Annotated in this window: 23 protein-coding genes; 14 read left to right on the top strand and 9 right to left on the bottom strand. The window is 63.9% G+C overall.

Annotated features, from left to right (window positions below; translation table 11 throughout):
- Positions 1-4: 4 nt before the first annotated feature.
- Positions 5-1864, bottom strand: a complete 1860-nt coding sequence (sppA, locus tag V8192_RS10965; RefSeq protein ID WP_341633102.1) for a signal peptide peptidase SppA — start codon at positions 1862-1864, stop codon at positions 5-7.
- A gap of 96 nt (positions 1865-1960) precedes the next feature.
- Here sppA and V8192_RS10960 point away from each other — a divergent pair, with 96 nt between their 5' ends.
- The 3 genes from V8192_RS10960 to groL all read left to right on the top strand — a co-directional run bounded on the left by V8192_RS10960 (position 1961) and on the right by groL (position 5470).
- Complete coding sequence (locus tag V8192_RS10960) at positions 1961-3355, top strand: MATE family efflux transporter (protein WP_341633101.1); 1395 nt, start codon at positions 1961-1963, stop codon at positions 3353-3355.
- Between the two features lie 134 nt (positions 3356-3489).
- A complete protein-coding gene (gene groES, locus V8192_RS10955; protein ID WP_341633100.1) occupies positions 3490-3777 on the top strand; it encodes a co-chaperone GroES in 288 nt (95 codons plus the stop codon).
- Between the two features lie 49 nt (positions 3778-3826).
- Positions 3827-5470 (top strand): chaperonin GroEL, encoded by a 1644-nt coding sequence (gene groL, locus V8192_RS10950; protein ID WP_341633099.1) that lies wholly within the window; start codon positions 3827-3829, stop codon positions 5468-5470.
- A gap of 20 nt (positions 5471-5490) precedes the next feature.
- Here groL and V8192_RS10945 read toward each other — a convergent pair whose 3' ends face one another.
- Positions 5491-5703: a hypothetical protein gene (locus tag V8192_RS10945; protein WP_341633098.1), complete on the bottom strand. Its 213-nt coding sequence runs from the start codon at positions 5701-5703 to the stop codon at positions 5491-5493.
- A gap of 87 nt (positions 5704-5790) precedes the next feature.
- Complete coding sequence (locus V8192_RS10940) at positions 5791-6042, bottom strand: hypothetical protein (RefSeq protein WP_341633097.1); 252 nt, start codon at positions 6040-6042, stop codon at positions 5791-5793.
- A 171-nt stretch (positions 6043-6213) separates the two neighbouring features.
- Between V8192_RS10940 and V8192_RS10935 the strand changes: the two genes are divergently transcribed.
- Genes V8192_RS10935 through metH form a run of 4 tightly spaced genes read left to right on the top strand, consistent with a single transcriptional unit; the run spans position 6214 to position 11725 of the window.
- Complete coding sequence (locus V8192_RS10935; RefSeq protein WP_341633096.1) at positions 6214-7173, top strand: ArsR/SmtB family transcription factor; 960 nt, start codon at positions 6214-6216, stop codon at positions 7171-7173.
- Positions 7170-8072: a methylenetetrahydrofolate reductase [NAD(P)H] gene (gene metF, locus V8192_RS10930; protein WP_341633095.1), complete on the top strand. Its 903-nt coding sequence runs from the start codon at positions 7170-7172 to the stop codon at positions 8070-8072. The genes V8192_RS10935 and metF overlap by 4 nt, the downstream gene beginning before the upstream one ends.
- Positions 8069-9103, top strand: a complete 1035-nt coding sequence (locus V8192_RS10925; RefSeq protein ID WP_341633094.1) for a homocysteine S-methyltransferase family protein — start codon at positions 8069-8071, stop codon at positions 9101-9103. Before metF ends, V8192_RS10925 begins: the two co-directional genes overlap by 4 nt.
- 9 nt (positions 9104-9112) lie before the next feature.
- Positions 9113-11725 carry a methionine synthase gene (gene metH / locus V8192_RS10920; RefSeq protein ID WP_341633093.1) on the top strand — a complete coding sequence of 871 codons (2613 nt, stop codon included), beginning with the start codon at positions 9113-9115 and terminating at the stop codon, positions 11723-11725.
- Here the strand turns inward: metH and V8192_RS10915 are convergent.
- Positions 11722-12663: a hypothetical protein gene (locus V8192_RS10915; protein ID WP_341633092.1), complete on the bottom strand. Its 942-nt coding sequence runs from the start codon at positions 12661-12663 to the stop codon at positions 11722-11724. The genes metH and V8192_RS10915 overlap by 4 nt on opposite strands.
- Positions 12630-13562 (bottom strand): tetratricopeptide repeat protein, encoded by a 933-nt coding sequence (locus V8192_RS10910; RefSeq protein WP_341633091.1) that lies wholly within the window; start codon positions 13560-13562, stop codon positions 12630-12632. The genes V8192_RS10915 and V8192_RS10910 overlap by 34 nt, the downstream gene beginning before the upstream one ends.
- Before the next feature lie 115 nt (positions 13563-13677).
- Here V8192_RS10910 and V8192_RS10905 point away from each other — a divergent pair, with 115 nt between their 5' ends.
- Positions 13678-15651 (top strand): protein-disulfide reductase DsbD family protein, encoded by a 1974-nt coding sequence (locus V8192_RS10905; protein ID WP_341633090.1) that lies wholly within the window; start codon positions 13678-13680, stop codon positions 15649-15651.
- Here the strand turns inward: V8192_RS10905 and V8192_RS10900 are convergent.
- Entirely contained in the window at positions 15620-17266 is a 1647-nt protein-coding gene (locus tag V8192_RS10900) for an amidohydrolase (protein ID WP_341633089.1), read from the bottom strand. The two genes, V8192_RS10905 and V8192_RS10900, sit on opposite strands and share 32 nt — an antisense overlap.
- 52 nt (positions 17267-17318) lie before the next feature.
- Between V8192_RS10900 and V8192_RS10895 the strand changes: the two genes are divergently transcribed.
- Together V8192_RS10895 and V8192_RS10890 are read left to right on the top strand one after the other, a co-directional pair.
- Positions 17319-18551 carry a threonine ammonia-lyase gene (locus V8192_RS10895; protein WP_341633088.1) on the top strand — a complete coding sequence of 411 codons (1233 nt, stop codon included), beginning with the start codon at positions 17319-17321 and terminating at the stop codon, positions 18549-18551.
- A 139-nt stretch (positions 18552-18690) separates the two neighbouring features.
- On the top strand, positions 18691-19503 hold the full coding sequence (locus V8192_RS10890; protein WP_341633087.1) for an arginyltransferase: 813 nt from the start codon (positions 18691-18693) through the stop codon (positions 19501-19503).
- On the opposite strand, the gene V8192_RS10885 is transcribed toward V8192_RS10890, so the two are convergent.
- Positions 19500-20573 carry a winged helix-turn-helix domain-containing protein gene (locus V8192_RS10885; RefSeq protein WP_341633086.1) on the bottom strand — a complete coding sequence of 358 codons (1074 nt, stop codon included), beginning with the start codon at positions 20571-20573 and terminating at the stop codon, positions 19500-19502. The genes V8192_RS10890 and V8192_RS10885 overlap by 4 nt on opposite strands.
- Positions 20574-20744: 171 nt before the next feature.
- A complete protein-coding gene (gene ctrA / locus V8192_RS10880; protein WP_341633085.1) occupies positions 20745-21458 on the bottom strand; it encodes a response regulator transcription factor CtrA in 714 nt (237 codons plus the stop codon).
- Positions 21459-21655: 197 nt separating this feature from the next.
- On the opposite strand from ctrA, the gene V8192_RS10875 reads away from it, so the two are divergent.
- The 3 genes from V8192_RS10875 to msrC are packed head-to-tail and all read left to right on the top strand — an operon-like array spanning position 21656 to position 23185.
- Complete coding sequence (locus V8192_RS10875) at positions 21656-22306, top strand: RluA family pseudouridine synthase (protein ID WP_341633084.1); 651 nt, start codon at positions 21656-21658, stop codon at positions 22304-22306.
- On the top strand, positions 22296-22706 hold the full coding sequence (gene arfB, locus V8192_RS10870; RefSeq protein ID WP_341633083.1) for an alternative ribosome rescue aminoacyl-tRNA hydrolase ArfB: 411 nt from the start codon (positions 22296-22298) through the stop codon (positions 22704-22706). The genes V8192_RS10875 and arfB overlap by 11 nt, the downstream gene beginning before the upstream one ends.
- 38 nt (positions 22707-22744) lie before the next feature.
- Positions 22745-23185: a free L-methionine (R)-S-oxide reductase MsrC gene (gene msrC / locus V8192_RS10865; protein ID WP_341633334.1), complete on the top strand. Its 441-nt coding sequence runs from the start codon at positions 22745-22747 to the stop codon at positions 23183-23185.
- Here the strand turns inward: msrC and V8192_RS10860 are convergent.
- A complete protein-coding gene (locus tag V8192_RS10860; RefSeq protein ID WP_341633082.1) occupies positions 23182-23649 on the bottom strand; it encodes a universal stress protein in 468 nt (155 codons plus the stop codon). The two genes, msrC and V8192_RS10860, sit on opposite strands and share 4 nt — an antisense overlap.
- 123 nt (positions 23650-23772) lie before the next feature.
- On the opposite strand from V8192_RS10860, the gene V8192_RS10855 reads away from it, so the two are divergent.
- Positions 23773-25116 (top strand): pyruvate dehydrogenase complex dihydrolipoamide acetyltransferase, encoded by a 1344-nt coding sequence (locus V8192_RS10855; protein ID WP_341633081.1) that lies wholly within the window; start codon positions 23773-23775, stop codon positions 25114-25116.
- Positions 25117-25125: the final 9 nt, after the last annotated feature.

Raw genomic sequence — 25125 nt, 5'->3', positions numbered from 1 at the left:
GGCTTCAGTTCAGCCAGCCTTTGACGAACCCCAGGAGCGTCAGATCCTTCTGCTCGATGCGCGCCGGGGCGACCGCCGGGCATTCGAGGCAGCGCACCTGGATACTGGGGCCGGACAGGATCGAGCGGACTTCGGCAAGGACGGACGCCAGTTGCTGCTGGGGTTCGTGTGCGAGCGTTGAGAAGGCGTCGGTCGGTGTCGCAGAGTCATCGTCGTTGGTGTTGGCAAGCGTCGCGATGAGCTGATCGCGAAGGCTGGGCTGCGCCTCGAGGTAGCGGACGCCGCGTTCGTTACCGAGGCCCGCAAGTTGCGCCGCCTTGGCAATCGCATCGCTGAAGCCTCCGAAACCGTCGACGAGGCCGATCTGCCGCGCGGTGCCGCCATCCCAGACGCGCCCCTGCGCGATCTGGTCGATCTGCTGGGGTGTCTTGTGGCGTGACTGGGCAACGAGGCTGAGGAAACGGCCATACATCGACTCAACGCCCGTCTGCAGGAGCTGGCTGGCCTGCGGCGAGGGGCCCTTGAGAAGATCGGGCTCGCCCGAGAGCGGCGTCGTCTTGACCCCGTCGGCGCCGACTCCGAGCTTCTGGAGGGTGCCCTGAAAGCTGGGCAACACCCCGAACACGCCGATCGAACCGGTGATGGTCGAGGGCTCTGCGTAGATGAAGTCGGCAGGGGTCGAGACCCAGTAGCCGCCCGATGCAGCGACGCTGCCCATCGAAACTACGATCGGGATCTTCTTCGATTTTGCTTCGACCAGGGCCTGCCGGATCCGCTCCGATGCAAGCACCGATCCGCCCGGGCTGTCGACGCGCACGACCAGCGCCTTGACGCCGCGGTTTCGTATGCCGTCCTGGATCTGGCTTGCGATCGTATCGCCGCCGGCAGTGCCCGGTCCTGCCTTCCCGTCGACGATCATGCCGGCGATGGTGACGACCCCGATGGGGCCCGATGGTTTCTGGTTGACGACATCGCCGACGTAGGAACCCAGCGAAATGCGCTTGAAAGCGGATCCATGCTCGCCGGCTCCTCCGCCAAGATCGGCAAGGCGGGATTCAAAATCGCGGCGGTCGCCGATGCGGTCGACGAGTCCTGCCTGGAGGGCGGCCTTGGCCATGTCGCCGCCGGCAGCGGCGACGGCGCCGTTCATGTTCGAGAGAAACAGGTCGATATTGGCCTTCGGCCGGGCCTGCTTCACTTCCTGGCGCCAGGTTTCGAGCCTCGCCTCATCGAGCGCGGTATAATTCTGCCTCGCCTCAGGCGACATGTCGTTGCGGATGTAGGGTTCGACCGCCGACTTGTAGGTGCCGACCCGGTAGACGTTGGCGGTTACGCCGAGCTTGTCGAGAAGCCCCTTGTAATAGAGGTTGGAACCGCCGGGGCCGGTGACCAGCACGCCGCCAAGCGGGTTCAGCCAGATTTCCGATGCCGCCGATGCAAGTGCGTAGCTGTCGTCCGTGAAACCGACGCCATAGGCGATGACAGGCTTACCGGCGCCGCGTACGCGCCGGACCGCGTCGGCAAGATCACCGATGGCGGTGGCTCCGCCCCCCGTGAAACCGTCGAGGTCGAGCGCGACCGCTTTCACTCGGCCGTCGTCACGGGCCTTGTCGAGCGCAGCGACGAGGTCGCGCAGGCGATATTCCTGGATCCGGCTGGAACCGGCGACGTCCGCCCACTGGCGGCGGGAAGGCTGCTCGACCACGCTGCCGTCGAGGTTCAGGTGAAGCACGCCGTCCCTCACCGGCGCGGGCCGTGCGGACAGAGCGCCATAGAGGCCGGCGAAGAACAGGATCAGGACGAGGAGGACGAGCGCGTCCTTCACCCCGACCAGTAGTTTCCAGATCGCGCGCAGAAATGTCATTGCCAAGCCTCTAGCTATTTGCCGCCGTTGCTAGCGGACTAGTGTCCGCACGGCCAAACCTTTTCGACGCGCGGGAGCCCAGCTACGGCCGGGGCAATGGACAGCGCCGGCACACGCATAGCCAAGGGCAACTGGCGCACGGAGTTACGGGCGATGATGACGCTCGCCTGGCCCCTGATCCTTGCCAATTTGACCCAGCAGGCCATCCAGGCGACCGACGTGCTGCTGATGGGGCGTCTCGGCGCTGCGCAGCTTGCCGCGGCGACGCTCGCCCTCAATCTCACTTTTACCTTCAACCTCCTGATGCTCGGGCTTCTCATCGCTTCCTCGCCGATGATGGCGACGGCTCTGGGGAAGCGGTCCAACTCGGTCCGGGACGTCCGCCGCACCTTCCGTGCCGGGCTCTGGCTTCTTGCGCTGGCCCTCCCGCCCTACTGGCTGCTCTTGTGGCACGTCGGCGCCTTCATGCAGGCATTCGGCGAAGCCGAGAGCCTCGCACGTCAGGGACAGACCTTTCTGCGCGCCTACATGTGGTGCACCGCGCCCTGGCTGCTCTTCCAGCTGCTCCGCAATTTCGTTTCAGCGCTCGAGCGGCCGCGCGCCATCCTCTGGCTCAGCATCAGCGGGATCGCGCTCAATGCTCTTCTCAGCTGGTCGCTGATCTTCGGCCACTTGGGAATGCCTGCCCTTGGTCTTGCAGGGGGCGGGATCGGAAGCACGCTGACCTGGCTCATCCTGTGCGGGGCCCTTGTCATGCTCGTCCAGCGCGACCGGCAGTTCCGCCGCTTCCACCTGTTCGGCCACTGGTGGCGCTTCGACCAGCAACGGACCATTGCGATGGTCCGTCTCGGCTGGCCAATCGGCCTCACCATGGCGCTCGAGATGGGCGTGTTCGCGCTTGCCGCCTATTTCATGGGCTGGATCGGAGCGCCGGCGGTCGCGGCGCACGCGGTGGCACTCCAGATTGCCGCTCTGACCTTCATGGTCCCGCTCGGCCTCGGGCAGGCGGCGACCGTTCGGGTCGGCCTCGCCCTTGGCCGCCGCGACGATGCCGGTATCGCACGGGCGGGCTGGACTGCCTGGGTGATCGGTGTCGGGTTCATGGGATCGATGGCGCTCGTGATGTGGGGCATTCCCCGGCAACTCGTCACCTTGTTCCTCGCCGACGTTCCGGCGAACGCGATGGTCATTGGACTTGCCGTGAGCTTCCTTCGCGTTGCCGCGGCATTCCAGCTGGTCGACGGGGCGCAGGTGATTGGCGCGGGCATGCTTCGCGGCCTTCACGATACGCGCTGGCCGCTGATCTTCGCGCTCGTCGGTTACTGGGTCGTTGGTCTTGGCATCGCCCTGTGGCTGGCGTTCGCCCGCGACTGGAAGGGCGTGGGAATCTGGGTCGGACTTGCCAGCGGACTTGCGGCAGTTGCAGTGTTGATGCTTGTCCGCTGGGTGCTGCGCGCGCGCCTCGGCCTGACCCGAGTCTCGCACGCCTAACACCAAAAGGTTTGAGTCGAACCGTTGACGGACGCTGAAGCGGCAACCATATGCGCGCCATCGCTGGCACTCTCAATGGCAGAGTGCCAACGTGCAAGGTTCAACTAACTAGAGAGAAGAGGGGGTTCCGACCCATGGGTTTCAGGCCGCTTCATGACCGTGTCCTCGTCCGCCGCGTCGAGGCCGATGATAAGACTGCTGGCGGGATCATCATTCCCGACACCGCCAAGGAAAAGCCGCAGGAGGGCGAAGTCATCGCCGTCGGCACCGGTTCCAAGGCCGATGACGGCAAGGTTACGCCGCTGGACGTCAAGGCCGGCGACAAGATCCTGTTCGGCAAATGGTCGGGGACCGAGGTCAAGATCGACGGTCAGGACCTGATCATCATGAAGGAAAGCGACATCCTCGGGGTAGTCGGCTGATCCTTCGCTTCCAACAGCAACTCAAATCTGAAAACGAAAGGGTAGCCAGATGGCAGCCAAGGACGTGAAATTCAGCCGTGATGCGCGCGAGCGCATCCTTAACGGCGTCGATATCCTCGCCAATGCGGTGAAAGTGACGCTGGGGCCCAAGGGCCGCAACGTCGTCATCGAAAAGAGCTTTGGCGCTCCGCGCGTCACCAAGGACGGCGTCACCGTCGCCAAGGAAATCGAGCTCAAGGACAAGTTCGAGAACATGGGCGCGCAGATGGTGCGCGAAGTCGCCTCGAAGACCAACGACATCGCCGGCGACGGCACCACCACTGCGACGGTTCTCGCTCAGTCGATCGTCCGCGAGGGCATGAAGTCGGTCGCGGCCGGCATGAACCCGATGGACCTCAAGCGCGGCATCGACATCGCCGTGAAGAAGGTGGTCGAGGACCTCAAGAGCCGTTCGAAGGACGTCTCGGGTTCCAACGAGATCGCCCAGGTCGGAATTATCTCGGCGAACGGCGACCGCGAGGTCGGCGAGAAGATCGCCGAGGCCATGGAGAAGGTCGGCAAGGAAGGCGTGATCACCGTCGAGGAGGCCAAGGGCCTCGAGTTCGAACTCGACGTCGTCGAGGGCATGCAGTTCGACCGCGGCTATCTCTCGCCCTACTTCATCACCAATCCTGAGAAGATGCAGGTCGAGCTTTCGGATCCCTATATCCTGATCCACGAGAAGAAGCTGTCGAACCTGCAGGCGATGCTTCCAATCCTCGAGGCTGTCGTTCAGAGCGGTCGTCCGCTCCTGATCATCGCCGAGGACATCGAGGGCGAGGCGCTTGCGACCCTGGTCGTCAACAAGCTCCGCGGCGGCCTTAAGGTCGCGGCCGTCAAGGCGCCTGGCTTCGGCGATCGCCGCAAGGCGATGCTCGAGGACATTGCGATCCTCACCGGCGGCGAGATGATCAGCGAGGATCTCGGCATCAAGCTCGAGAGCGTCACTCTGAACATGCTCGGCCAGGCCAAGCGCGTCACGATCGACAAGGACAATACGACGATCGTCGACGGGCACGGCACTCGCGAGTCAATCGAGGGTCGCGTGGGCGCCATCCGCCAGCAGATCGACAGCACGACGTCCGACTATGATCGCGAGAAGCTGCAGGAGCGGCTTGCCAAGCTCGCCGGCGGCGTTGCGGTCATCAAGGTCGGAGGTGCGACCGAGGTCGAGGTGAAGGAGCGCAAGGACCGCGTCGATGACGCGCTTCATGCGACCCGCGCCGCGGTCGAGGAAGGCATCGTCCCCGGCGGCGGTACTGCGCTTCTCTACGCGATCAAGGCTCTCGAGAGCCTCAAGGGCGAGAACGACGACCAGACCCGCGGAATCGACATCATCCGCAAGGCGCTCCAGTCGCCGGTGCGTCAGATCGCCGAGAATGCCGGTCATGATGGAGCAGTGGTCGCCGGCAAGCTGATCGAGGGCAATGACCCGAACCTCGGCTTCAACGCGCAGACCGAGGCTTATGAGAACCTGGTTCAGGCTGGCGTGATCGACCCGACCAAGGTCGTTCGCACGGCCCTCCAGGACGCCGCGAGCGTCGCTGGTCTCCTCATCACGACCGAGGCCTCGATCGCCGAGGCTCCGGACGACAAGCCTGCCCCGGCGATGGCCGGCGGCGGAATGGGCGGAATGGGAGGAATGGACTTCTAAGTCCGTTCGCTCATCTTGCTTCAGTTGGAAGGGCCGGGGCCATGCTCCGGCCCTTCTTCGTTTTGGGTCGCCGCCGGGGTCCCTTTACTCGGGGCAGGCTCGTTTCGGGCCATGTCGTTGAGCATGTCCTCGGCATTATCGAGCTGCGCCGATTGTTCGGCGGTCGGCGCCGGCGGTCCCTTGTCACGGCAGGACGCGGCAAGGAGCAGGATGCAGAGAATGAGCCTGTTCACTTGTTCGGGACTACCATCCCGATGGACCATAAAAAAAGGGCCGCCCGAGGGCGGCCCTTTTCCCGTAAATTCGCTTGTAGGCGAGGCTTACTTGTTCTCGACAGCAGCCTGAGCGTTGTCGACAGCGTTGCCGGCGTTCTGGACGGCATTGCCAGCTGCGTTGAGCGCGGCGTCGGCATTCGCCGTGGCACCGGCATTCTCGGTCGCCGCATTGACGTCCGTCGAAGCGGTGTTCTCGACTGCGGTCTCATTCGCCGCATTGTTCTCGGCATTGTTCTTGTTGCACCCGGCGAGGCCGAGGGCCAGGACCGCTGCGGTTACGATCGCAACCTTCTTCATGAGACTTTCACTCCCTTCATAAATGCCCCTGGGGAGGGCACCAACCCGGACCTCAACGTGCGAGTCGTTTAGGCCAGACCGGCGGCAATAGCGACAATCCCTATTGGCAGACAAGGGATTATTTCTACAGCCTGAATTGACCATATAAAGATATCTTTATATCCTTATCTCGTGACTTCAGAACTCCCGCTAGCCGACCGGTTCCAAGCGCTCGCCGATCCGACGCGCCTGCGCATCCTCGCGCTCTTGCGGCTGATGGAATTGTCCGTGGGCGAGCTTGCGCAGGTGCTGGGGCAAAGCCAGCCGCGTGTTTCGCGGCATTTGAAGATACTTGCCGATGCCGGGGTGCTCGACCGCCGAAAGGAAGGAAGCTGGGTCTTCCTGACGCTGGCGGACGCCGAGCGGGTCGAACCCTTGTTTGGGCTCATCGACAATTGGGCCGATCCCTCGACCCAGCTTTCCTTTGCCTCCGATGCAGCGCGCACCGAATCGATCCGCGCAGAGCGCGCCCAGGCCGCCAACCGCTACTTTGCAGGCCACGCCGAGGTCTGGGACCAGATTCGCTCCCTCCATGTCGCGGAGAGCGAAGTTGAAAGCGCGATCGATCGCGCATTTGCCGGGCAGACACTCGGCCGGTTCGTCGACATCGGCACGGGAACGGGCCGAATGATCGAGCTGTTCGGACCCCGCTCGGCCCAGGCAATCGGCATCGACCGGTCCTCCGAAATGCTCCGTCTCGCGCGCGTCAAGCTGGAGGCTGCAGGCATTCACTCGAGCCTCCGGCAGGGAGACATGTACGCGCTTCCGCTCGACGATCAGACTGCGGACAGCATCATCATCCACCAGGTGCTTCATTATGCGCATTCCCCCGCCTCGGCGATCGTCGAGGCCGCACGCGTCCTTGCGCCCGGCGGCACGCTCCTCGTCGTCGATTTTGCGGCTCACGAGCGCGAGGAGCTGCGTGATCGCGACGCTCATATCCGCCTCGGATTTGAGGATGAGGTCATGGCCGGCTGGTTTGCTGCCGCGGGTCTAGTAGTTGACCAGGTTCAGCATTTGAAAGGCGGCGAACTGACCGTGACCTTATGGCGAGGGATCAAGACGGCATTGCCGCAAAGGAGGGCCGCGTGAACGCCTTCGAAAGCCTGGGGCAGCACCTGCCACTGTTCGCAGAAGCGCGCGGCGACATCGAGGTCAGCTTCGAATTCTTTCCGCCCAAGACGGAAAAAATGGAACAGACCCTGTGGGAGTCGATCAAGACACTCGAGCCGCTCCATCCCCGGTTTGTTTCGGTGACCTACGGCGCCGGCGGATCAACTCGCGAACGCACTCACGCGACCGTCTCGAGGATCCTGAACGAAAGTTCGCTGGCGCCGGCTGCGCACCTTACCTGCGTCGGCGCGAGCCGTGAGGAAGTTGACGAGGTCGCCCGTGCATATTGGGACGCGGGCGTCAGGCACATCGTCGCGCTCCGCGGCGACCCCTCCGAGCCGGGAATTCCCTACAGCCAGTACCCCGGAGGCTATGAAAACGCCGCCGAACTGGTGGCAGGCCTCAAGAAAGTCGCGCCGTTCGAAATTTCCGTTGCAGCCTATCCGGAAATCCATCCGGACTCGGGAACACGCAAGGCCGATCTCGACAATCTCAGGCGCAAGGTCGACGCCGGCGCCGACCGGGCGATCACCCAGTTCTTCTTCTCTCCGGAATGCTTTCTGCGCTTTCAGGACGAAGTTGCCGATGCAGGCATTGATATCGAGATCGTCCCGGGGGTCATGCCGGTCACCAATTTCGCCGGAATCGTGCGCATGGCTTCCAATTGCGGAACGGCGCTTCCAGCCTGGCTCGGTCATCTGTTCGAGGGTCTCGACGACCTTCCCGCGGCGCGTCAGCTCATCGCCGCGACCATTGCCGCTGAGCTGTGCGGTCAGCTTTACGCCGGCGGCGTCCGCCATTTTCATTTCTACACGCTCAACCGTGCGGAACTCAGTTACGCGATCTGCCATCTTCTTGGGGTGAGGGCCAAAAAATGACACCATCAGAAAGCCTTCGTGCCGAAGCCGCCCGGCGGATCCTTATCAAGGACGGTGCCTACGGAACCTCGATCCAGGATCGAAAGCTGCAGAGCGCGGACTATTGCGGCGGCCTCAGCCTGCTGAAGGACCAGCGCGGCAACAACGACCTGTTGAACATCACGAGGCCCGATATCGTGCGGTCGATCTGCGAAAGCTTCGCCAAGGCCGGCGCCGAGATCCTTGCGACCAACAGCTTCAATGCGAATGCGATCTCGCAATCGGACTATGGTGCCGAGCATCTCGTCGGCGACATCAACCGGGCGGCCGCCCGGATCACGCGGGAGGTTGCCGACAGTGACGGCAGGAAGCGCTGGGTTGCAGGCGCGCTCGGACCCACGAACAAGACCCTGTCGCTATCGCCGAACGTCAACGATCCTGGATTTCGTGAAGTCGACTTCGATCAGGTGAAGGCCGTCTACCGGGAGCAGATCGATGCTCTGGTCGAAGGCGGCGTAGACTTCATCCTGGTGGAGACAATTTTCGATACGCTGAATGCCAAGGCCGCAATCATGGCGACCCTCGAGGCCGAACAGGCACTGGGCCGCGAGCTGCCGCTGATGATCTCGATGACGCTTACCGATCTCTCCGGGAGGAACCTTTCGGGCCACACGGTCGAAGCGTTTTGGGCCTCGGTGCGCCACGCGCGACCGGTCACGATCGGGCTCAATTGCTCGTTCGGAGCAGCGCAGCTGAGGCCGCACCTCACCGCCCTTTCGGCGATCGCCGATACGCTGGTGATGGCCTATCCGAACGCCGGGCTTCCCAATGAGCTCGGCGAATATGACGAAGCGGCCGAGCAGACGGCCGATCAGGTCCGCGAATGGGCCGAGAATAAGCTCGTGAACATCGTCGGCGGCTGTTGCGGGACGACTCCCCTGCACATTGCTGCCATCGCCGGGGCGGTGCGTGATTGCACGCCGCGCATCGCCCCGGCTCCTCCTCCCGGCACTCTGCTCGCCGGGCTCGAGCCGATGCTGATCGCCGCCTGACCCATGGAGATGACACGCGTGAATGATGTCGGCGCCGGCGCGCGCTTTGTAAACATTGGCGAGCGCTGCAACGTCACGGGCTCGGCCCGGTTCAAGAAACTGGTGCTCGCCGGTGACTATGATGCTGCAGTCGAGGTTGCTCGCGACCAGGTCGAGAACGGGGCTCAGATCGTCGACGTCAACATGGACGAGGCCCTGCTCGATTCCGAGCAGGCAATGGCAGTGTTCCTCAAGCGCATCGCCGCCGAACCCGACATTGCCCGCGTGCCCGTCATGATCGACAGCTCCAAATGGAGCGTGATCGAGGCCGGGCTGAAATGCGTCTCGGGCAAGCCGATCGTCAACTCCATTTCCATGAAGGAGGGCGAGGGACCGTTCATCGAGCTCGCGCGCAAGTGCCGCTCCTACGGCGCCGCGGTCGTGGTCATGGCCTTCGACGAAGTCGGGCAGGCTGACACATCCCAGCGCAAGGTCGAGATCTGCGAACGCGCCTACAAGCTTCTGGTCGCCGATGGCACCGATGCCGGGGACATCATCTTCGATCCCAACATCTTCGCTGTCGCGACCGGCATCGAGGAGCACCGCCGCTACGCGTTGGATTTCATCGAGGCGGCAAGCGAAATCCGGCGCCGCTGCCCCGGCACCCACATCTCAGGCGGACTGTCCAATCTGAGCTTCTCGTTCCGCGGCAACGAACCGGTGCGCCGCGCGATGCACAGCGTATTTCTCTACCACGCCATTCCAGCAGGAATGGACATGGGGATCGTCAACGCCGGCCAGCTCGACGTCTATGACCAGATCGACCCGGAACTGCGCGATGCCTGCGAGGACGTGGTGCTCGACCGGCGTGAGGATGCGACCGAGCGGCTGATCGAGCTTGCGGAGCGGTACAAGGGAACCGACGCTGCTGCAGAGAAGGCCGCTGCCGAGTGGCGATCCCTCCCGGTTGGAGAACGTCTGTCCTACGCGCTTGTGAAAGGGATCGACGCGCATATTGTCGACGACACCGAGGAAGCGCGGCAGGAGTTCGCAAGGCCGATCCAGGTGATCGAAGGCCCCCTGATGGACGGCATGAACATCGTCGGTGATCTTTTCGGATCGGGGAAAATGTTCCTGCCGCAGGTGGTGAAGTCCGCGCGCGTCATGAAGCGAGCCGTGGCGCACCTCATTCCCTTCATCGAGAAAGAAAAAGAGGAAACCGGAGTTACCACCGGCAAGGGCCGGATCGTGATGGCGACCGTCAAGGGCGACGTTCACGACATCGGCAAGAACATCGTCGGCGTCGTCCTGCAGTGCAACGGTTTCGAGGTGATCGACCTTGGAGTGATGGTGCCATGGCAGGACATCCTCAAAGCCGCGAACGACAACCGCGCTGACATGATCGGTCTCTCCGGCCTCATCACGCCCTCGCTCGACGAGATGGTGACGGTCGCCGGCGAAATGCAGCGCGCAGACATGACCCTGCCGTTGCTGATCGGCGGTGCCACAACGAGCAAGGCGCACACTGCGCTGAGGATTGACCCGGCCTATGAAGGGCCAGTGATCCACGTGCTCGATGCAAGCCGTGCGGTGGGCGTTGCCTCCTCGCTCGTCTCGGACACGCAGCGCGAGCCGCTGATCGCCACGACGGCCGATGATTATGACAAGTTGCGCAAGTCGCGGGAACGCAGCGGCCAGAGCCAGCTCTCGAGCCTGAAGGAGGCACGCGCCAACGCGTTTCCGTTCGATCCCTCGGGCCAGGCCCCTGCGCCGGCTTACCCAGGGCTCCACCATTTCGGCGAGTGGCCGGTGGCGGACCTGCGCGCCTCGATCGACTGGACTCCCTTCTTTCGCGCCTGGGAACTTGCCGGCAACTACCCCGCCATCCTCGACGATCCAGTCGTCGGCGAGAGCGCTCGCGGCCTTTTCAACGATGCACAGGCGATGCTCGACCAGATTATCGCCGAGCGATGGGTGACGCCTAAGGCCACCGTCGGACTGTGGCGTTGCAAGCGCGAAGGGGACGACGTCCTCGTGCTCGCCGGCAACGACTGGACGCGTGTTCCCTTTCTCCGCCAGCAGGTGAAAAAGCGCGAGGGAAGAGCCAACCTCTGCCTCGCCGATTTCATTAATCCGGACGGAGAGGACTGGATCGGCGGCTTCGCCGTCGGAATCCATGGCCTCGAGCCGCATCTTGAGCGGTTCAAGCAGACGATCGACGATTACGACGACATCCTGCTGAAGGCGCTCGCCGACCGCATGGCCGAGAGCTTTGCTGAGGTGCTTCACGCAACGGTGCGCAACCGCCTCTGGGGCTATGCGGACGAACACCTATCCAATGCCGACCTTATCCGGGAGAAGTTCAACGGCATCCGCCCTGCGCCCGGCTATCCAGCCTGTCCCGATCACAGCCTAAAGCCCGTCCTTTTCGACATGCTCGGAGGCAATCCCGCCGAAGTGACGCTGACCGAGAATTTCGCGATGCTGCCGACTTCAGCGGTTTCGGGCTTCTATTTTGGTCATCGCGACAGCCAGTATTTCGGAGTCGCGCGGATCGGAAGCGACCAGCTCGAGGAGTATGCCGAGCGCCGGGGTGTCTCGATCGAACAGGCGACGCGCTGGCTGCGGCCGAACCTCGACTAGTTCATCGATTTCCGAAGAGTGGCTTCTGAATAGAGCGAACCGGATTCTGCCGAGCGCAGCGCACGGGATCGCGCGGGCCACCTGGCTCGCCAATCGTCGAACATGCCGGCGGAAACATGATCGGCAAGAGCAATGGACCGAAGGTCGGCGTCAGCGTCCCGGAGAATTGAGCGGCTCTTGTCGGCTTTCCCTACCTGGAAATGCTCGTCGATGGCCCCGAGCGTCGAGCGCGCGGCCGAAATCAGGAATTGCGCTGTCCCTGCATCCCCGGCCCCGAAGCTGCCCCGGGCGAGCACGACAGCCGTTTCGACATTTCCGAGCGCCTGCTCGAGCGTGACATCGACTGTTGCGGGGCCCTTGCACGCGCTTTTCGAGAGGCTCCGCACATAGATCGTAAGACCGTCGAGTACGGCTGCCGGCGGCTCGGGCCCGTCGAATTCCTGTGTGACGAGGCCATGGATGAAGCGCCTGAGGTCTTCCTTGTTGGGATCGCGGGAGACCTTGAGCGTTGAGGGGGCGCCGGCAAGGTCGGGGATAGGCTTTGGATTGAATATCCCATCACCCCGGTGCGAACTCATGAGAGATGCCGTGACGTCGGCCGTGCCTGGACGGTCGGAGATGCCCGGGAAATGGAAGTCGGCATTAGTGCGCCCGTTGCGATGGCAACTGGCACAGCTCAGCCCCGCGCGTGCCGCCTGGCCGCCAAGAAGGAGCGGAGCCCGAAAGGCCAAGCGGCCGATCTCGGCGGAGCGCTCGAGCACCGGATCCCGATAGCGCTGGCGGCACTCTGCGGGCTGGTGAACGAGGGCACCGGCAAGGTCGCTCGTCTGGAGCCAGCGCGCCTCCCGGATCGGCAGGTCCGCCGGTGATGCCGCGCCGCAGAGGAGCAGGGCTCCCGCCGCCGCTATTGCGCGGGCTCGCCCTTGGCCTCGACCCACCGTCTCAACTCATTGGCTTCGGCGCATCCGAACGTGCAGAGGGAATCGAGCCTGGCGAGCATGCGCTTGCCGCCTGCAAGATCGCCGCGCTCGATCAGCAGCTCGCCATAATATTCGGTCGCGCCCTTGTGGTCCGGTGCCGCAGCCAGTGCCTGCCTGTAATAGCTGACGGCAATGTCGAAACGGCCAAGCTTGCGGTTGGCAAAGCCAAGGTAGGTGAGCACGTCCGGGTGAGCGCCGAAGGTCGCCTTGGCGCTCTGGAGCTCATCGATCGCCGCCTGGTACTGCTTTTGGTTGATGAGGCTGACCGCTTGCAAATAGGCCGTGTCGCCGGCCCTGGCGCTCGCGAAAAGAAAAGGCGGGCTGGTCTGCAGCTGGGCATGAGGCGGCTGCCCGATAGCTGACTGGACCGCGTCGATGGCCTGCTTGATCTGGTCCGCATCCTTGCACGTGCCCCTGCATTCGTCATTCAGCTTCTGGAGACGGCCAAGAGCAGCCTGGGCCCTGGCCGTGTCGCCGAGCTTTGCATAAGTGATGCCGAGCTCCTGCTCGGCGGGGATCAGCTTCGAATCCGCGCGGATCGCTTTTTCATAATGCCTTGCCGCGCCCTTGAGATCGTTGAGGCCGGCGTCCGCCATCCCGGCAAGGAAATTCGTGTTGGCGTCCTCGGGAGAGACACCCAGCACCCGCGCGAAGGATTTCTTCGCATCGGAGAATTGCTGTGCCTTAAGAGCATCAACGCCCTTGCGATATTCATCGGCCGCGTCGAACTGCGGCAGGTTCATGCTGGGAGTGCTTGTTGCTCCCATGCCGCCCGAATTGCCCATTGCGAAAGCGATTGCTGGAAAGAGAGCAAGGCCAAGGCTTAGCGCAGTTCGTGCGGCGGCGGTCGCGTGCATGGGAAATCCCCTCGTGCTGGAGTGGCTCAGAAATACCAACGGCCTTAGTGCGCTCGATTGAACCGAATGGTTCAAGCCTCGACCAAACGGCCTTCACCCTTTAGCCGCAAGGATCATGCGGAGATTCCTTCTTCTCCTCCTGCTGCTGTTTCTCGCGCCGGCTCAGGCGGAGGGACGCGGCATCGTGGCTCAGCTCGTTGCCGAAGGGCCCGCACCTCCTGGCGGCGAGGTCGAGCTTGCAATCCGCATGCGTCCGGCTCCCGGCTGGCACGGTTACTGGCTCAATCCCGGCGATGCCGGCCTGCCGATGAGCCTCGATTGGCAGCTTCCAAAGGGCTTCGCTGCGGGCCCGCTTCGTTATCCGGTACCTGGCCGCCTGACTGTCGCGGGCCTCATGAACTATGTGTTCCAGAGCGACTATGCACTGCTGGTCCGGTTGAAGGTTCCGAAGGACGCCGCCGGTACGGTTCCCATCCGCGCGCAGGCGCGCTGGCTCGCCTGCACCGACAAGATCTGCGTCCCCGAGCAGGGCCCGCTCGCGCTCGATCTGCCCGTCGGTAGCGGAACGCCCGCCCGCGCGCAGTTCGACGCATGGCGAACGCGGCTGCCCCAGCCACTTGCAACTCTTGGCAAGTTCGAGCTTGGCGATGGAAAGCTCCGGGTCGCCATTCCACTACCCGCGAGCGTTGAAGTGCGTGATCCCTACGTCTTTCCGATCACGGACAAGATCGTTGATTACGAAGCCCCGCAAAGCTTCCGCCGAGCGGGCGATTGGCTCGTCGCGGAATTGAGCGCGAAGGCCGCCCCGGCTGGCTTTTCAGGGGTGCTCGCGATTGCCGGGGGGAGGGGGCTCGAGTTCAGCGCCGTGCCGGGCGCCGTTCCGGCGGGGGGGGAATCACTCGGCGGCCCCGGCTGGGAAGCTATGCTGTTTGCAGTTCTCGGGGCGGTTGCGGGCGGCATTCTTCTCAATCTCATGCCTTGCGTCTTCCCGATCCTTGCATTGAAGGCGCTGCACCTTTCCCGGATGGGCGGAGAAAGCGGCCGGGCACGAACCGATGCACTTGCCTATGGCGCGGGCGCGATAATCGGTACTGGCGCTCTTGGCGCCGTACTCCTTGCGATTCGCGCCGCGGGTACCGAGGCCGGGTGGGCATTCCAGCTGCAGGACCCGCGCACCATCATGCTCCTGCTGCTCCTTGCAGTTGCAATCACCGCGAACCTCCTTGGCCTGTTCGAGCTGCCGGTGCTGGGCGGTGGCGCTCAGCCTGCAGGAAGCTTTGGAACAGGAGCGCTTGCGGCATTCGTGGCAACTCCGTGCGCAGGCCCGTTCCTTGGCGCCGCGCTCGGGACGGCCCTTCTGCTTCCGGCAGCTGGATCGGTGGCGGTCTTTGCAGCGCTTGGACTTGGTCTCGCGCTCCCGTTTCTGCTCGTCGCCTTCATTCCCGGAGCCCGGAGGCTGCTTCCAAAGCCAGGACCCTGGATGGACCGGCTAAAGCGTTTCCTTGCCATTCCCATGTGGGCGAGCGCCGCTGCAGCCCTGTGGCTGCTTTACCGGCAAACAGGCGAGCGGGGTCTGCTGGTCGGCATCGCTCTTACGATCGGACTGCTGTTTGCGCTGTTCGAGACCGGGCGCCTCCAAAGGACCGGCAGAGGGGGCGCCTGGGGCGGCGGCCTCGCTGCCCTCGCTCTCGCCGTCATCGCGCTTGCGCTCGTCCCCGGGCGCAGCGCTTCAACCGGGGGGCCGGCTGGCGCGCAGAAGTGGAGCGAGGCGCGCGTCCAGAGCTATGTTCAGAATGGCACGCCCGTGTTCGCTTATTTCACGGCGGACTGGTGCCTTACATGCAAGGTCAACGAAGCGGCGGCAATCGATCGCAGCGAGGTTCGGGATGCCTTCAGAAAGGCACACGTCAAGGTCCTGGTCGGTGACTGGACCAGCGGCGACCCGGCGATCACCCGCTTCCTCGAAGGTCGCGCCCGTGCCGGCGTTCCGCTCTATCTCTGGTATACTCCCGGAAAGCCGCCTGAAGAGCTGCCGCAGGTGCTCACGCCCGCAATGCTTATCTCCCGCGCTCAGGCCGCGAACCGCTAGCGGGACGGCTCCAGACCCGTTTCCCTCCGACCCAGGTCTCGAGCACCTCCGTGCGTGCGAGCTGCTGCGGATCGACCTTGGTCGGATCGCGATCGACCAGGATGAAGTCGGCCCACTTGCCGGGCTCAAGGGCCCCGATCCTGTCCTCGGCGAAACCGGCATAGGCGGATCCCCTTGTATAGGCGTGGAAAGCTTCCCCGAGCGACAGCCGCTCCGAGGGAATCCATCCGCCTGGCGGCTGACCATTGACGTCCTGGCGGCTGATCGCTGCCGAAAGGCCGGGGAAGGGATTGGGCGATTCCACCGGGAAGTCCGTCCCGAACGCCAGCCTGGCGCCGCTCTTCAGCACGCTCTGCCACGCATAGGACCCGGCGAGACGGTTCGGTCCGAGCCGGTCCTGGGCCATCAACCGATCACTCGTCTGATGGGTCGGCTGCATCGAGGCGATAATTCCAGCGGGCGCGAGGCGATGGATGTCGGCAGGATCGACGATCTGGAAATGCTCAATGCGCCAGCGCCTGTCGCCGGGATACTTGCGGTGCAACTGCTCGTATGTCCCGATGACCTGGGCGTTGGCCGCATCCCCGATTGCGTGGGTCGCGGTCTGGAATCCGGCGGCCGCAGCCTGGTCCGCGAGCGCAAGTATCTCCGCATCCGAATGAAACTGGAGGCCGCGCGTGTCCGGCCTGTCTGCATAAGGCTGCTTCAGCCATGCGCCGCGAGAGCCGAGCGCGCCGTCCGCGAAAAACTTGATCCCGACCGCCCTTAGCCGGTCGCCGTACATCCACCCCGTCGGGGCCGGCACCGCCTTCATCGATTCGACGCCGAGCAGGTAGCTCATCAGCCGAACATTCAATCGTCCGGCTTCTCCCGCCCGTCGAAAAGCCTCCCAGTCCGCAACCGACGTGCTCATCGAGCCCACGCCCGTCACGCCGAAGCCGAGCAGGATCTCCTGCGCCTTGGCCAATGCCCGGTCGAGGTCCGGCTGCGTCGGCGCCGGGATGGACTTGTCGATCAGTCCCCGAGCATTGTCGACGAAGAGGCCGTTTTCGATGCGCCCGCCAGCGGGCGCCGGTGTCTGGGTCGTCACGCCGGCGGCTCGCATCGCCGCGCTGTTTGCGACAACGGCATGGCCGTCCACCCGCTCGAGCACGACCGGCCGGTCCGGCACCACCGCGTCCAGATCCGCTGCAGTGGGAAAGCGCTTTTCGGGCCAGAGTTCCTGGTTCCAGCCAAAGCCGATCAGCCAAGGCATGTCCCGGTGCGCGGCGGCATAGGACCGAAGTCGCTCCTTGAGATCGCCGAGGGATGATGTGCCGACGAGGTTCAGGTGAAGCGCGCTGAAGCCAAGGTCCGTCACATGGCCGTGCGCATCGATGAGGCCCGGGAGCAGGGTCTCGCCGTGAGCATCGATAATAAGGTTCGCGCTCGGCGGCGTCTCTCCTGAACGGAGCACTCGCACGATCTTCCCGTCATCACCGATGAGAATACCGGTGAAGTGCCGGATCTGGCTTTGTCCATCCGCTTGGATGCCGTTGGCGTTGATGACGAGCGTGGTTGCGCCCGCGTTGGAGGCGAGCAGCGCTGCTGCGAGGGCGACTAGGGTCTTACGCATGGCCGCGGGCATAGCATTGTTAGGAGCACGCGGAAGGTCTAGCGGATCTGGCATGTTACAGACGTCCAGCTTGCAGCCCCCCACCATCGACGACATTCGGGCGGCGGCGCGGCGCATCGACGGCGCCGTGATCCGCACCCCGATGCTGGTGAGTAAGACCCTGTCCGAAATTATCGGCGCCGAAGTCTGGCTGAAGTTCGAGAACCTGCAGTTTACCGCCGCCTACAAGGAACGCGGAGCGCTGAACAAATTGCTCCAGCTTTCGCCGGAGGAGCGGGCCCGCGGCGTTATCGCCGCCTCGGCCGGCAATCATGCGCAAGCCGTCGCTTATCATGCCAAGCGGCTCGGGATTCCGGCGACCATCGTCATGCCGGAATCGACGCCGACGGTGAAGGTGACCCAGACCGCCGGTCACGGCGCCAAGGTCGTGCTGTTCGGAAAGATCGTCGACGACGCCTTCACCAGGGCTCGGGAGCTCGCGCTCGAGAATGGGTACGTGTTCGTCCACGCCTTTGACGATCCGCAGATTATCGCCGGTGCCGGGACCCTGGGCATCGAGATGCTGGAAGACGCGCCCGATCTGGACACCATCGTCGTGCCCATCGGAGGCGGCGGCCTCATGTCCGGAATATCGATTGCTGCCCGCGCGCTGAAGCCGGACATCGAGCTCATCGGCGTCGAGGCGGAACTCTATCCTTCGATGAAATGCGCGATCCAGCAGTGTCAGATGCCGCTTGGCGGAGATACGCTGGCTGAAGGAATCGCGGTCAAGCAGCCAGGCGAGCTCACTTCGCGCATCCTCAAGGAATATGCGAACGACGTCGCGCTGGTCTCGGAACGCGATCTCGAGCGCGCAGTGGCGATGCTCGTCGGGATCGAGAAGACCGTCGTTGAAGGAGCGGGCGCTGCCGGCATTGCCGCAATGCTTGCCGAACCCGGGCGCTACAAGGGCAAGAAGGTCGCCACCCTGCTGTGTGGCGGAAACATCGACACGCACCTGCTCGCGAACGTTCTGGTTCGCGACCTCGTCCGGCAGGGGCGTATCGCGCGGCTCCATGTTGCTGCGCACGACCAGCCGGGCGCGCTCGCTGCGATCACCGCTAAGGTCTACGAGGCGGGGGTCAACGTCATCGAGATCAATCACAGCCGGATCTTCACCAGGCTGCCTGCCAAGGACACGATGATCGAAGTTGAATGCGAGGCCCGCGATCCTCAGTCGATCGACGACGTGGTGGCGCGACTCGAAGCGGCGGGCTTCCGGGTCGAACGCGCTTCCCTCGACTGATTATCGCACGGGTTTTGTCGCAAACGGTTGTCTCTAGCCGGGACAACGACCGCAATCCGTCGAAATTGACGCATCCGAACTCTTTTCTTCGGCGTTAACCGGCAGCATAAAGAGTCTGGCAACTATCAGTGAGGTCCGGGTGAGCGCACCCTTTCGCTTCCCCAAATTCTTTGTGACGAACCCGAACCCGTGTCCGTACCTCCCGGGCAAGGTGGAGCGGAAGGTTTTTACCGAACTGAGCGGCCGCCATGCGAGCGAACTGAACGAGGCGCTCGGGCGGATTGGTTTTCGCCGCAGCCAGTCGGTCGCCTATCGCCCGAGCTGCATCGATTGCTCCGCCTGCGTCTCCGTCAGAGTGCTCGCGGCGGAGTTCGAAGCCACCGCAACCCAGCGCAAGCTGCTCCGCCGCCACGGCGACCTCGAAGTCAGCGCATGCAAGTCATGGACCACCGACGAGCAGTACCAGTTGTTACGGCGCTATCTTTCCGTTCGCCATCCGGGCGGCGGCATGGCGGAGATGGACGAAGGCGACTTTGCCGACATGGTCGAGCAGACCCCCGTCCGCACTTATGTCATCGAATATCGCGAACCCTCGACAGACGGGCGTCCTGGCCGGCTCGTCGGGGCGTGCCTCAGCGACCAGCAGAGCGACGGACTTTCGATGATCTACAGCTTCTTCGACGTCGGGCCGGACGCCCGCAGGGGCCTCGGGACGTTCATCATCCTCGATCATATCGTCCGTGCCGCTCGCGCGGGGCTGCCCTATGTCTATCTTGGCTATTGGGTCGAGGGCTCTTCCCGGATGGCGTACAAGACGAGCTTCCGACCGCTCGAACGGCTCGGTCGTGACGGCTGGCGACGGATGGACAGGATCGGTGCAGCTGACGCGCTCGACGAACCGATCGCGCTTCCGAGCCGGCGCGATCGCAAGCGCCTCCTCATCGAGGCTTAGCTTCTTATTCGGCCCAGGCGCTTTTGCGCGTGGGTCATTGCGACGACGACGCAGCCGGCGAACAGCGCTCCTTCAAGACCCGAAGTAACGAGCTGCGTCACGGGGCCGAACGTGCTTTCGCCGAACAGAGCGCCCATCCGGTCGACCCGCAACTTCGATCCTTTGAATTCTCCCTCGAGGAGGACCAGGCTTCCAAGAAGGAGACGACCGCCCAGCAGCGTTGCTGCGATCCCGGAGATAGCGCCCAGCGGCACCGCAATCGCTGCGGCCTTGCGAAGCGAGCCCCGAGGGAAGGCGAGCCAGGCGCTCAGGCCGACGCCGCCCCCCAGCAGCAGTCCTTCCATCGCGCCCGTAAATCCGCGAGGCCCGCGCCCGACCAGCAAAGTGAAGGCATCCAGGCCGACAAGCTTGACCGCGGCTCCGACGACGAGGCCTCCGCCGGCCCCCGCGGCCACCAGCCAATAGCCTTGCCTCGGCACCGCGAGCGTCGCGGCGCCGATGGAAAAGCTTACTCCGGCGCCTCCCATGATGCCAACGATGACCGTGATGCAGAGAATGACCAGCATGGTCGACAACGCCCCCACTCCGCCCTGGGCCGGCTCCAACGCGCCGAGAAAGCCGTAAATGAGGCCGCCGATCACCCCTGCTGCAATACCACCGAGCGTGCCTGCAAGGCCGGTCGCAACCGCCGCGGCCCGGCGATCGGGATTGCTCGGGGAGGGGGCCTGCGCGCCAGGGCTATCGACCAGACGGACCGGCGCGATGAAGCGATAACCGTGCTTGGGTACCGTCTCGATGAAACGGGGACTTGCTGCATCGTCACCGAGCTTGCGGCGGAGAGTCTTCATGCACTGCGTCAGCGCCTCGTCGGTGACGGGAACACCCCGCCAGACTTCGGTCAGGAACCGATCCTTGGAGACGAGCTTGCCCTCCTGGGCAACCAGAAGCGCGAGTGCGTCGAAGTAGCGGCCGTTGACCTCGACCGGGCCGGCCGGCGATCTCAGCCGCCGGTCGGCGGTGTCGAGCACGAACCGGTCGAATGCGAAGCTCGCGGCCAAACTGTCCCTCAACGCTTATTCATGCTGCTCGCCGGCGGATCGGCCAAGCCCGTCCACGAGTGATGCATGGGCGTTCTCAAATCGCAAGCAATTCGGAGCCAATCCGTCCAGGAGGGTGCCCCAAATAAAAAAGGCGGAGCCTTCCGGCCCCGCCTTTCTCCCCGTTGCCCCGTAACAATGGTCTCAGGCGACTGCGGCCTGCGACTGGGTCTCTTCGTCGTCCTCGGCGTCACGCAGCACATAGCCGCGGCCCCAGACGGTTTCGATGTAATTGGCGCCTCCGCAGGCCAGCGACAGCTTCTTGCGCAGCTTGCAGATGAACACGTCGATGATCTTCAGTTCGGGCTCGTCCATTCCGCCATAGAGATGATTGAGGAACATCTCCTTGGTAAGGGTCGTGCCCTTCCGGAGCGACAGGAGCTCCAGCATTGCATATTCCTTGCCGGTGAGGTGCACGCGGGCGCCGTCGACCTCGACCGTCTTTGCATCGAGATTCACTGCGAGCTTGCCGGTGCGGATCACCGATTGCGAATGGCCCTTCGAGCGGCGGACGATCGCGTGGATTCGGGCGACCAGCTCGTCACGGTGGAAGGGCTTGGTGACATAATCATCGGCGCCGAAGCCGAGCGCCCGGACCTTGCTGTCCATCTCGCCAATACCGGACAGGATCAGAACCGGAGTGGAGACCTTCGCCGTCCGAAGCTTCTTGAGCACATCGTAACCGTGCATGTCGGGCAGGTTGAGGTCGAGAAGGATGATGTCGTAGTCGTAGAGCTTGCCCAGATCGAGGCCTTCTTCACCAAGATCCGTCGTGTAAACGTTGAAGCCCTCGGTCCCGAGCATCAGTTCGATGCTCTTTGCCGTCGTCGGCTCATCCTCAATCAGCAGCACGCGCATCGATGATCCCCCCGTTCCCGACCGAAGACGTAAATCGCCCTTAACGGCCTTGAAGCGTCCATTAACCATTCGAGATCTGAAGGGAAAAGGTTAATATTTCCTAACGCGCTGGATTCCTTGTGTTGTTGCAGACGAGTCACAAATTCGCCCACAGCCGCGCCTTGCGCGGAAGCCTTCCTAACCTCCATGGCCTTCTCATGCTCCTTTCCGATTTTATCCTCTTCACCGATGCCGAGGCGATCGTGCTCGACAAGCCGGCGGGCCTGCCGGTCGATGCTCCGCGCCGCGGCGGCGACAGCATCGCGGCAAGGCTCGGCGAGCTGAAACTGGGGTTCAAGCGGGAGCCGACGGCAATGCACCGGCTCGACACGGACACGAGCGGGTGCCTTCTTTTCGCGCGGACTGCGAAGGCCCGCGCCATGTTCCAGCAGCTGTTCGAGAAGCGCGCTGTAGAAAAATTCTATCTTGCCGTCGTGGCGGCCGAGGTTCGTGAGGAATCGGGACTTATCGACATTCCGCTCGCGAAGACGTCGAGCGCAGAGGCTGGCTGGCGGATGGTCGCAGATGCTCATGGCCTTCCCGCAACAACGCACTGGCGGCGAATTGCGGTTCGCAGCGGCGCGAGCCTGCTGGAGTTCCGTCCCATGACGGGACGCACCCACCAGATCCGTGCGCACGCGCGCGAGGCCTTCGGTCGCGGGATCGCCGGCGACCGCGTCTACGGGGTTCCAGGAGGACCGATGCTGCTCCATGCATCTCGACTGGTCGTCCCCCGCGATGGCAAGCCGGCAATCGACGTGACTGCTCCCCTTCCTGATTCTTTCGGCGAGTGGCGCGATGCGGCCTGAGGACGTCATCATCCCCGAGCACGCGCTAAGCGAAACCTTCCTCGCAGCGACCGGGCCGGGCGGGCAGAATGTCAACAAGGTCGCGACCGCGGTGCAGCTGCGCGTCGATGTCTTCAGCCTCGGCCTTCACCCTGACGCCTATGAGAAGCTCAAGCGCATTGCCGGGAGCCGGCTCACCGGGTCCGGCGAAATTCTGATCACTGCGCGCCGGTTCCGAACGCAGGAAGCGAACCGAACCGATGCCCGCAACAGGCTGGCGGAGATGATTGCCGCTGCCCATATGGTAGATAGGAAACGCAAGCCGACGCGGCCGACGAAGGCGGCAAGGGCACAGCGGGTCGAGAAAAAGCGCCAGCGCAGCACGCTGAAGCAGGGGCGCGGGAAGGTGACGTTCGATTGACTTACGACTTCAGGATCGCAGCAGCGGACACCACAACGATGTACCGCGACCTTGCATCTGCGCTCGAGGGCCTCGTTGCCGGCGAGCCCGACCCGGTCGCCAACATGGCAAATGCGGCGGCGCTGGTTTTCGAAACCTTGCCCGACCTCAACTGGGCGGGCTTCTACCGCAATATCGGCGGCGAACTCGTCCTTGGCCCGTTCCAGGGTAGGCCTGCCTGCATCAGGATCAAGTTCGGTGAAGGCGTCTGCGGTGCTGCGGCCGCGACGCTGCAGGTCCAGCGGGTCGAAGACGTCAACGCTTTTCCGGGACACATCGCCTGCGATTCCGCCTCGAACAGCGAGATTGTCGTGCCGATCGTGCGTGAGGGCGAACTTCTCGCCGTGCTCGATCTCGACAGTCCGAACAGGGGACGGTTCACCAGCGAAGACGAAGCGGGCTGCGTAAGACTTGCGGAGATTCTCGCCCGCGTTCTCTAGGAGAGCTGCTCCAGCCGGTCGTCGCTGAGGCTTCCCGGGATGATCATGACGGGGCAGGGCAGCAGCCCGGCATCATGTCCTGCAAAGTCCGCGACGAGCGGTCCCGGCGTTCCGCTCGGCGCCGCACCCAGGACGAGCGCTGCGACCTCCTCGCGTTCCCCGATGAAATCACGGACACTACGCACCGCCTCGCCCTGGCGGATGATGATCTGCGCATCGATGCCCGATTCGTCGAGAATTTCGCCGATCGCGGAACTCACCACACCCTCGATCCTCAGCCGCTGCTCTTCCTCGATCGCCGCCTGTACGCCGCCGAACTGTACGAAGTCCTGGGGCTCGACGATCCCGAGGACTTCGATGCGCCCGCCGGTCTTTGCAGCGCGGCGCGCTGCAAAGCGCAACGCGACCCGCGACTCCGCGCTATCGTCGACCACGACGAGGTAGGTGCGCTGGCTTTCCCCCATGCAATCGCGAGTGCTGCGTTAAACCGTGAATAAGTGCAAGCGGGTGACTAGGGTATTCGGCGCGGACTTGACCACGCCCGCCGCATTGGCTTTGAGCGCGCGAGTCTTTCAGGACAGGTCCTCATGCCAATCGAACTCAAGATGCCCGCCCTTTCCCCGACCATGGAGGAGGGGACCCTTGCCAAGTGGCTCGTGAAAGAGGGCGACGAGGTCAAGTCGGGCGACATCCTCGCCGAGATCGAGACCGACAAGGCGACAATGGAGTTCGAGGCGGTCGACGAAGGCAAGATTGCCAAGATCCTCGTCCCCGAGGGAAGCGAGGGCGTGAAGGTCGGTGCGCCCATCGCCATTCTTGCGGGCGAGGGGGAAGATGCGGCGAAGGCCGCGGCGGGGGCTCCCAAGCCGGACACCGCAGCAGCGGCTCCGCCCAAGTCAGCGCCCGAACCAAAGGCGGATGCTACTCCAAGGACTGCTCCTGCCCCGGCATCGGCGACGAGGGAGCCGGCTCCATCGGCACCTGGACCCACGAGCGAGGCCGCGCCGGCAGCCGGTGGCGAAGGTGAGCGCGTCAAGGCTTCGCCGCTCGCCCGGCGCCTTGCGCAGGCACAGAAGCTCGACCTTTCCACAATCCAGGGGAGTGGTCCTGGCGGCCGGATCGTTCGAGCCGACGTCGATGCCGCTGCGGGGAGCGCCCCCGCGGCCGCCCCAGCCCGTGCTCCCGCGCCGCAGGCCGCGCCTGCGACGCATCTCGTCATGCCTGGACCCATCGAGCAGGCGATCCCGCACGAGACGGTCAAGCTGTCGAACATCCGGAAGACTATCGCGCGCCGCCTGACCGAGGCGAAGCAGCAGGTCCCTCACATCTACCTGACCGTCGATATCCAGCTCGACGCGTTGCTCAAGCTTCGCGGCGAGCTGAACGCGGGCCTTGCCGCCCGCAACATCAAGCTCAGCGTCAACGACCTCCTCATCAAGGCGCTTGCGCAGTCGCTCATCGCCGTTCCCGAATGCAACGTCGCTTTCGCGGGCGACCAGATGCTCAAATATAATCGCGCGGACATCTCGGTCGCCGTGTCGATCCCTGCAGGGCTCATTACGCCGATCATCGTCGCGGCCGAGACGAAGAGCGTTTCGGCGATCTCGGCCGAAATGAAGGATCTCGCTGAGCGGGCCCGCGACGGCAAACTCCAGCCGCAGGAATATCAGGGCGGAACCGCCTCGATATCGAACATGGGGATGTTCGGTATCAAGCAGTTCGAAGCCGTCATCAATCCGCCGCAGGGGATGATCATGGCGATCGGTGCCGGCGAGAAGCGGCCCTACGTCATCAACGAGAGCCTGCAAATCGCGACCGTGATGAGCGCAACGGGCAGCTTCGACCACCGGGCGATCGACGGCGCCGACGGCGCAAAGCTGATGAAAGCGTTCAAGGAGCTGGTCGAAAATCCCCTGGGAATGCTCGCGTAGGAGGTTCTT

Origin of the sequence: Sphingomonas agri (assembly GCF_038148795.1) — a bacterium.
Taxonomy (GTDB): Bacteria; Pseudomonadota; Alphaproteobacteria; order Sphingomonadales; family Sphingomonadaceae; genus Sphingomicrobium; species Sphingomicrobium agri.
Note: the sequence above shows the minus strand (reverse complement) of the source record. Positions and strands in the feature narration are given on the sequence as shown.

Coding starts and splice junctions, on each gene's coding strand:
- sppA (WP_341633102.1), bottom strand. CDS start 1,864: ATGACATTTCTGCGCGCGATCTGGAAACTACTGGTCGGGGTGAAGGAC.
- V8192_RS10960 (WP_341633101.1), top strand. CDS start 1,961: ATGGACAGCGCCGGCACACGCATAGCCAAGGGCAACTGGCGCACGGAG.
- groES (WP_341633100.1), top strand. CDS start 3,490: ATGGGTTTCAGGCCGCTTCATGACCGTGTCCTCGTCCGCCGCGTCGAG.
- groL (WP_341633099.1), top strand. CDS start 3,827: ATGGCAGCCAAGGACGTGAAATTCAGCCGTGATGCGCGCGAGCGCATC.
- V8192_RS10940 (WP_341633097.1), bottom strand. CDS start 6,042: ATGAAGAAGGTTGCGATCGTAACCGCAGCGGTCCTGGCCCTCGGCCTC.
- V8192_RS10925 (WP_341633094.1), top strand. CDS start 8,069: ATGACACCATCAGAAAGCCTTCGTGCCGAAGCCGCCCGGCGGATCCTT.
- metH (WP_341633093.1), top strand. CDS start 9,113: ATGACACGCGTGAATGATGTCGGCGCCGGCGCGCGCTTTGTAAACATT.
- V8192_RS10910 (WP_341633091.1), bottom strand. CDS start 13,562: ATGCACGCGACCGCCGCCGCACGAACTGCGCTAAGCCTTGGCCTTGCT.
- V8192_RS10905 (WP_341633090.1), top strand. CDS start 13,678: ATGCGGAGATTCCTTCTTCTCCTCCTGCTGCTGTTTCTCGCGCCGGCT.
- V8192_RS10900 (WP_341633089.1), bottom strand. CDS start 17,266: ATGCGTAAGACCCTAGTCGCCCTCGCAGCAGCGCTGCTCGCCTCCAAC.
- V8192_RS10895 (WP_341633088.1), top strand. CDS start 17,319: ATGTTACAGACGTCCAGCTTGCAGCCCCCCACCATCGACGACATTCGG.
- ctrA (WP_341633085.1), bottom strand. CDS start 21,458: ATGCGCGTGCTGCTGATTGAGGATGAGCCGACGACGGCAAAGAGCATC.
- V8192_RS10875 (WP_341633084.1), top strand. CDS start 21,656: ATGCTCCTTTCCGATTTTATCCTCTTCACCGATGCCGAGGCGATCGTG.
- arfB (WP_341633083.1), top strand. CDS start 22,296: ATGCGGCCTGAGGACGTCATCATCCCCGAGCACGCGCTAAGCGAAACC.
- msrC (WP_341633334.1), top strand. CDS start 22,745: ATGTACCGCGACCTTGCATCTGCGCTCGAGGGCCTCGTTGCCGGCGAG.
- V8192_RS10860 (WP_341633082.1), bottom strand. CDS start 23,649: ATGGGGGAAAGCCAGCGCACCTACCTCGTCGTGGTCGACGATAGCGCG.
- V8192_RS10855 (WP_341633081.1), top strand. CDS start 23,773: ATGCCAATCGAACTCAAGATGCCCGCCCTTTCCCCGACCATGGAGGAG.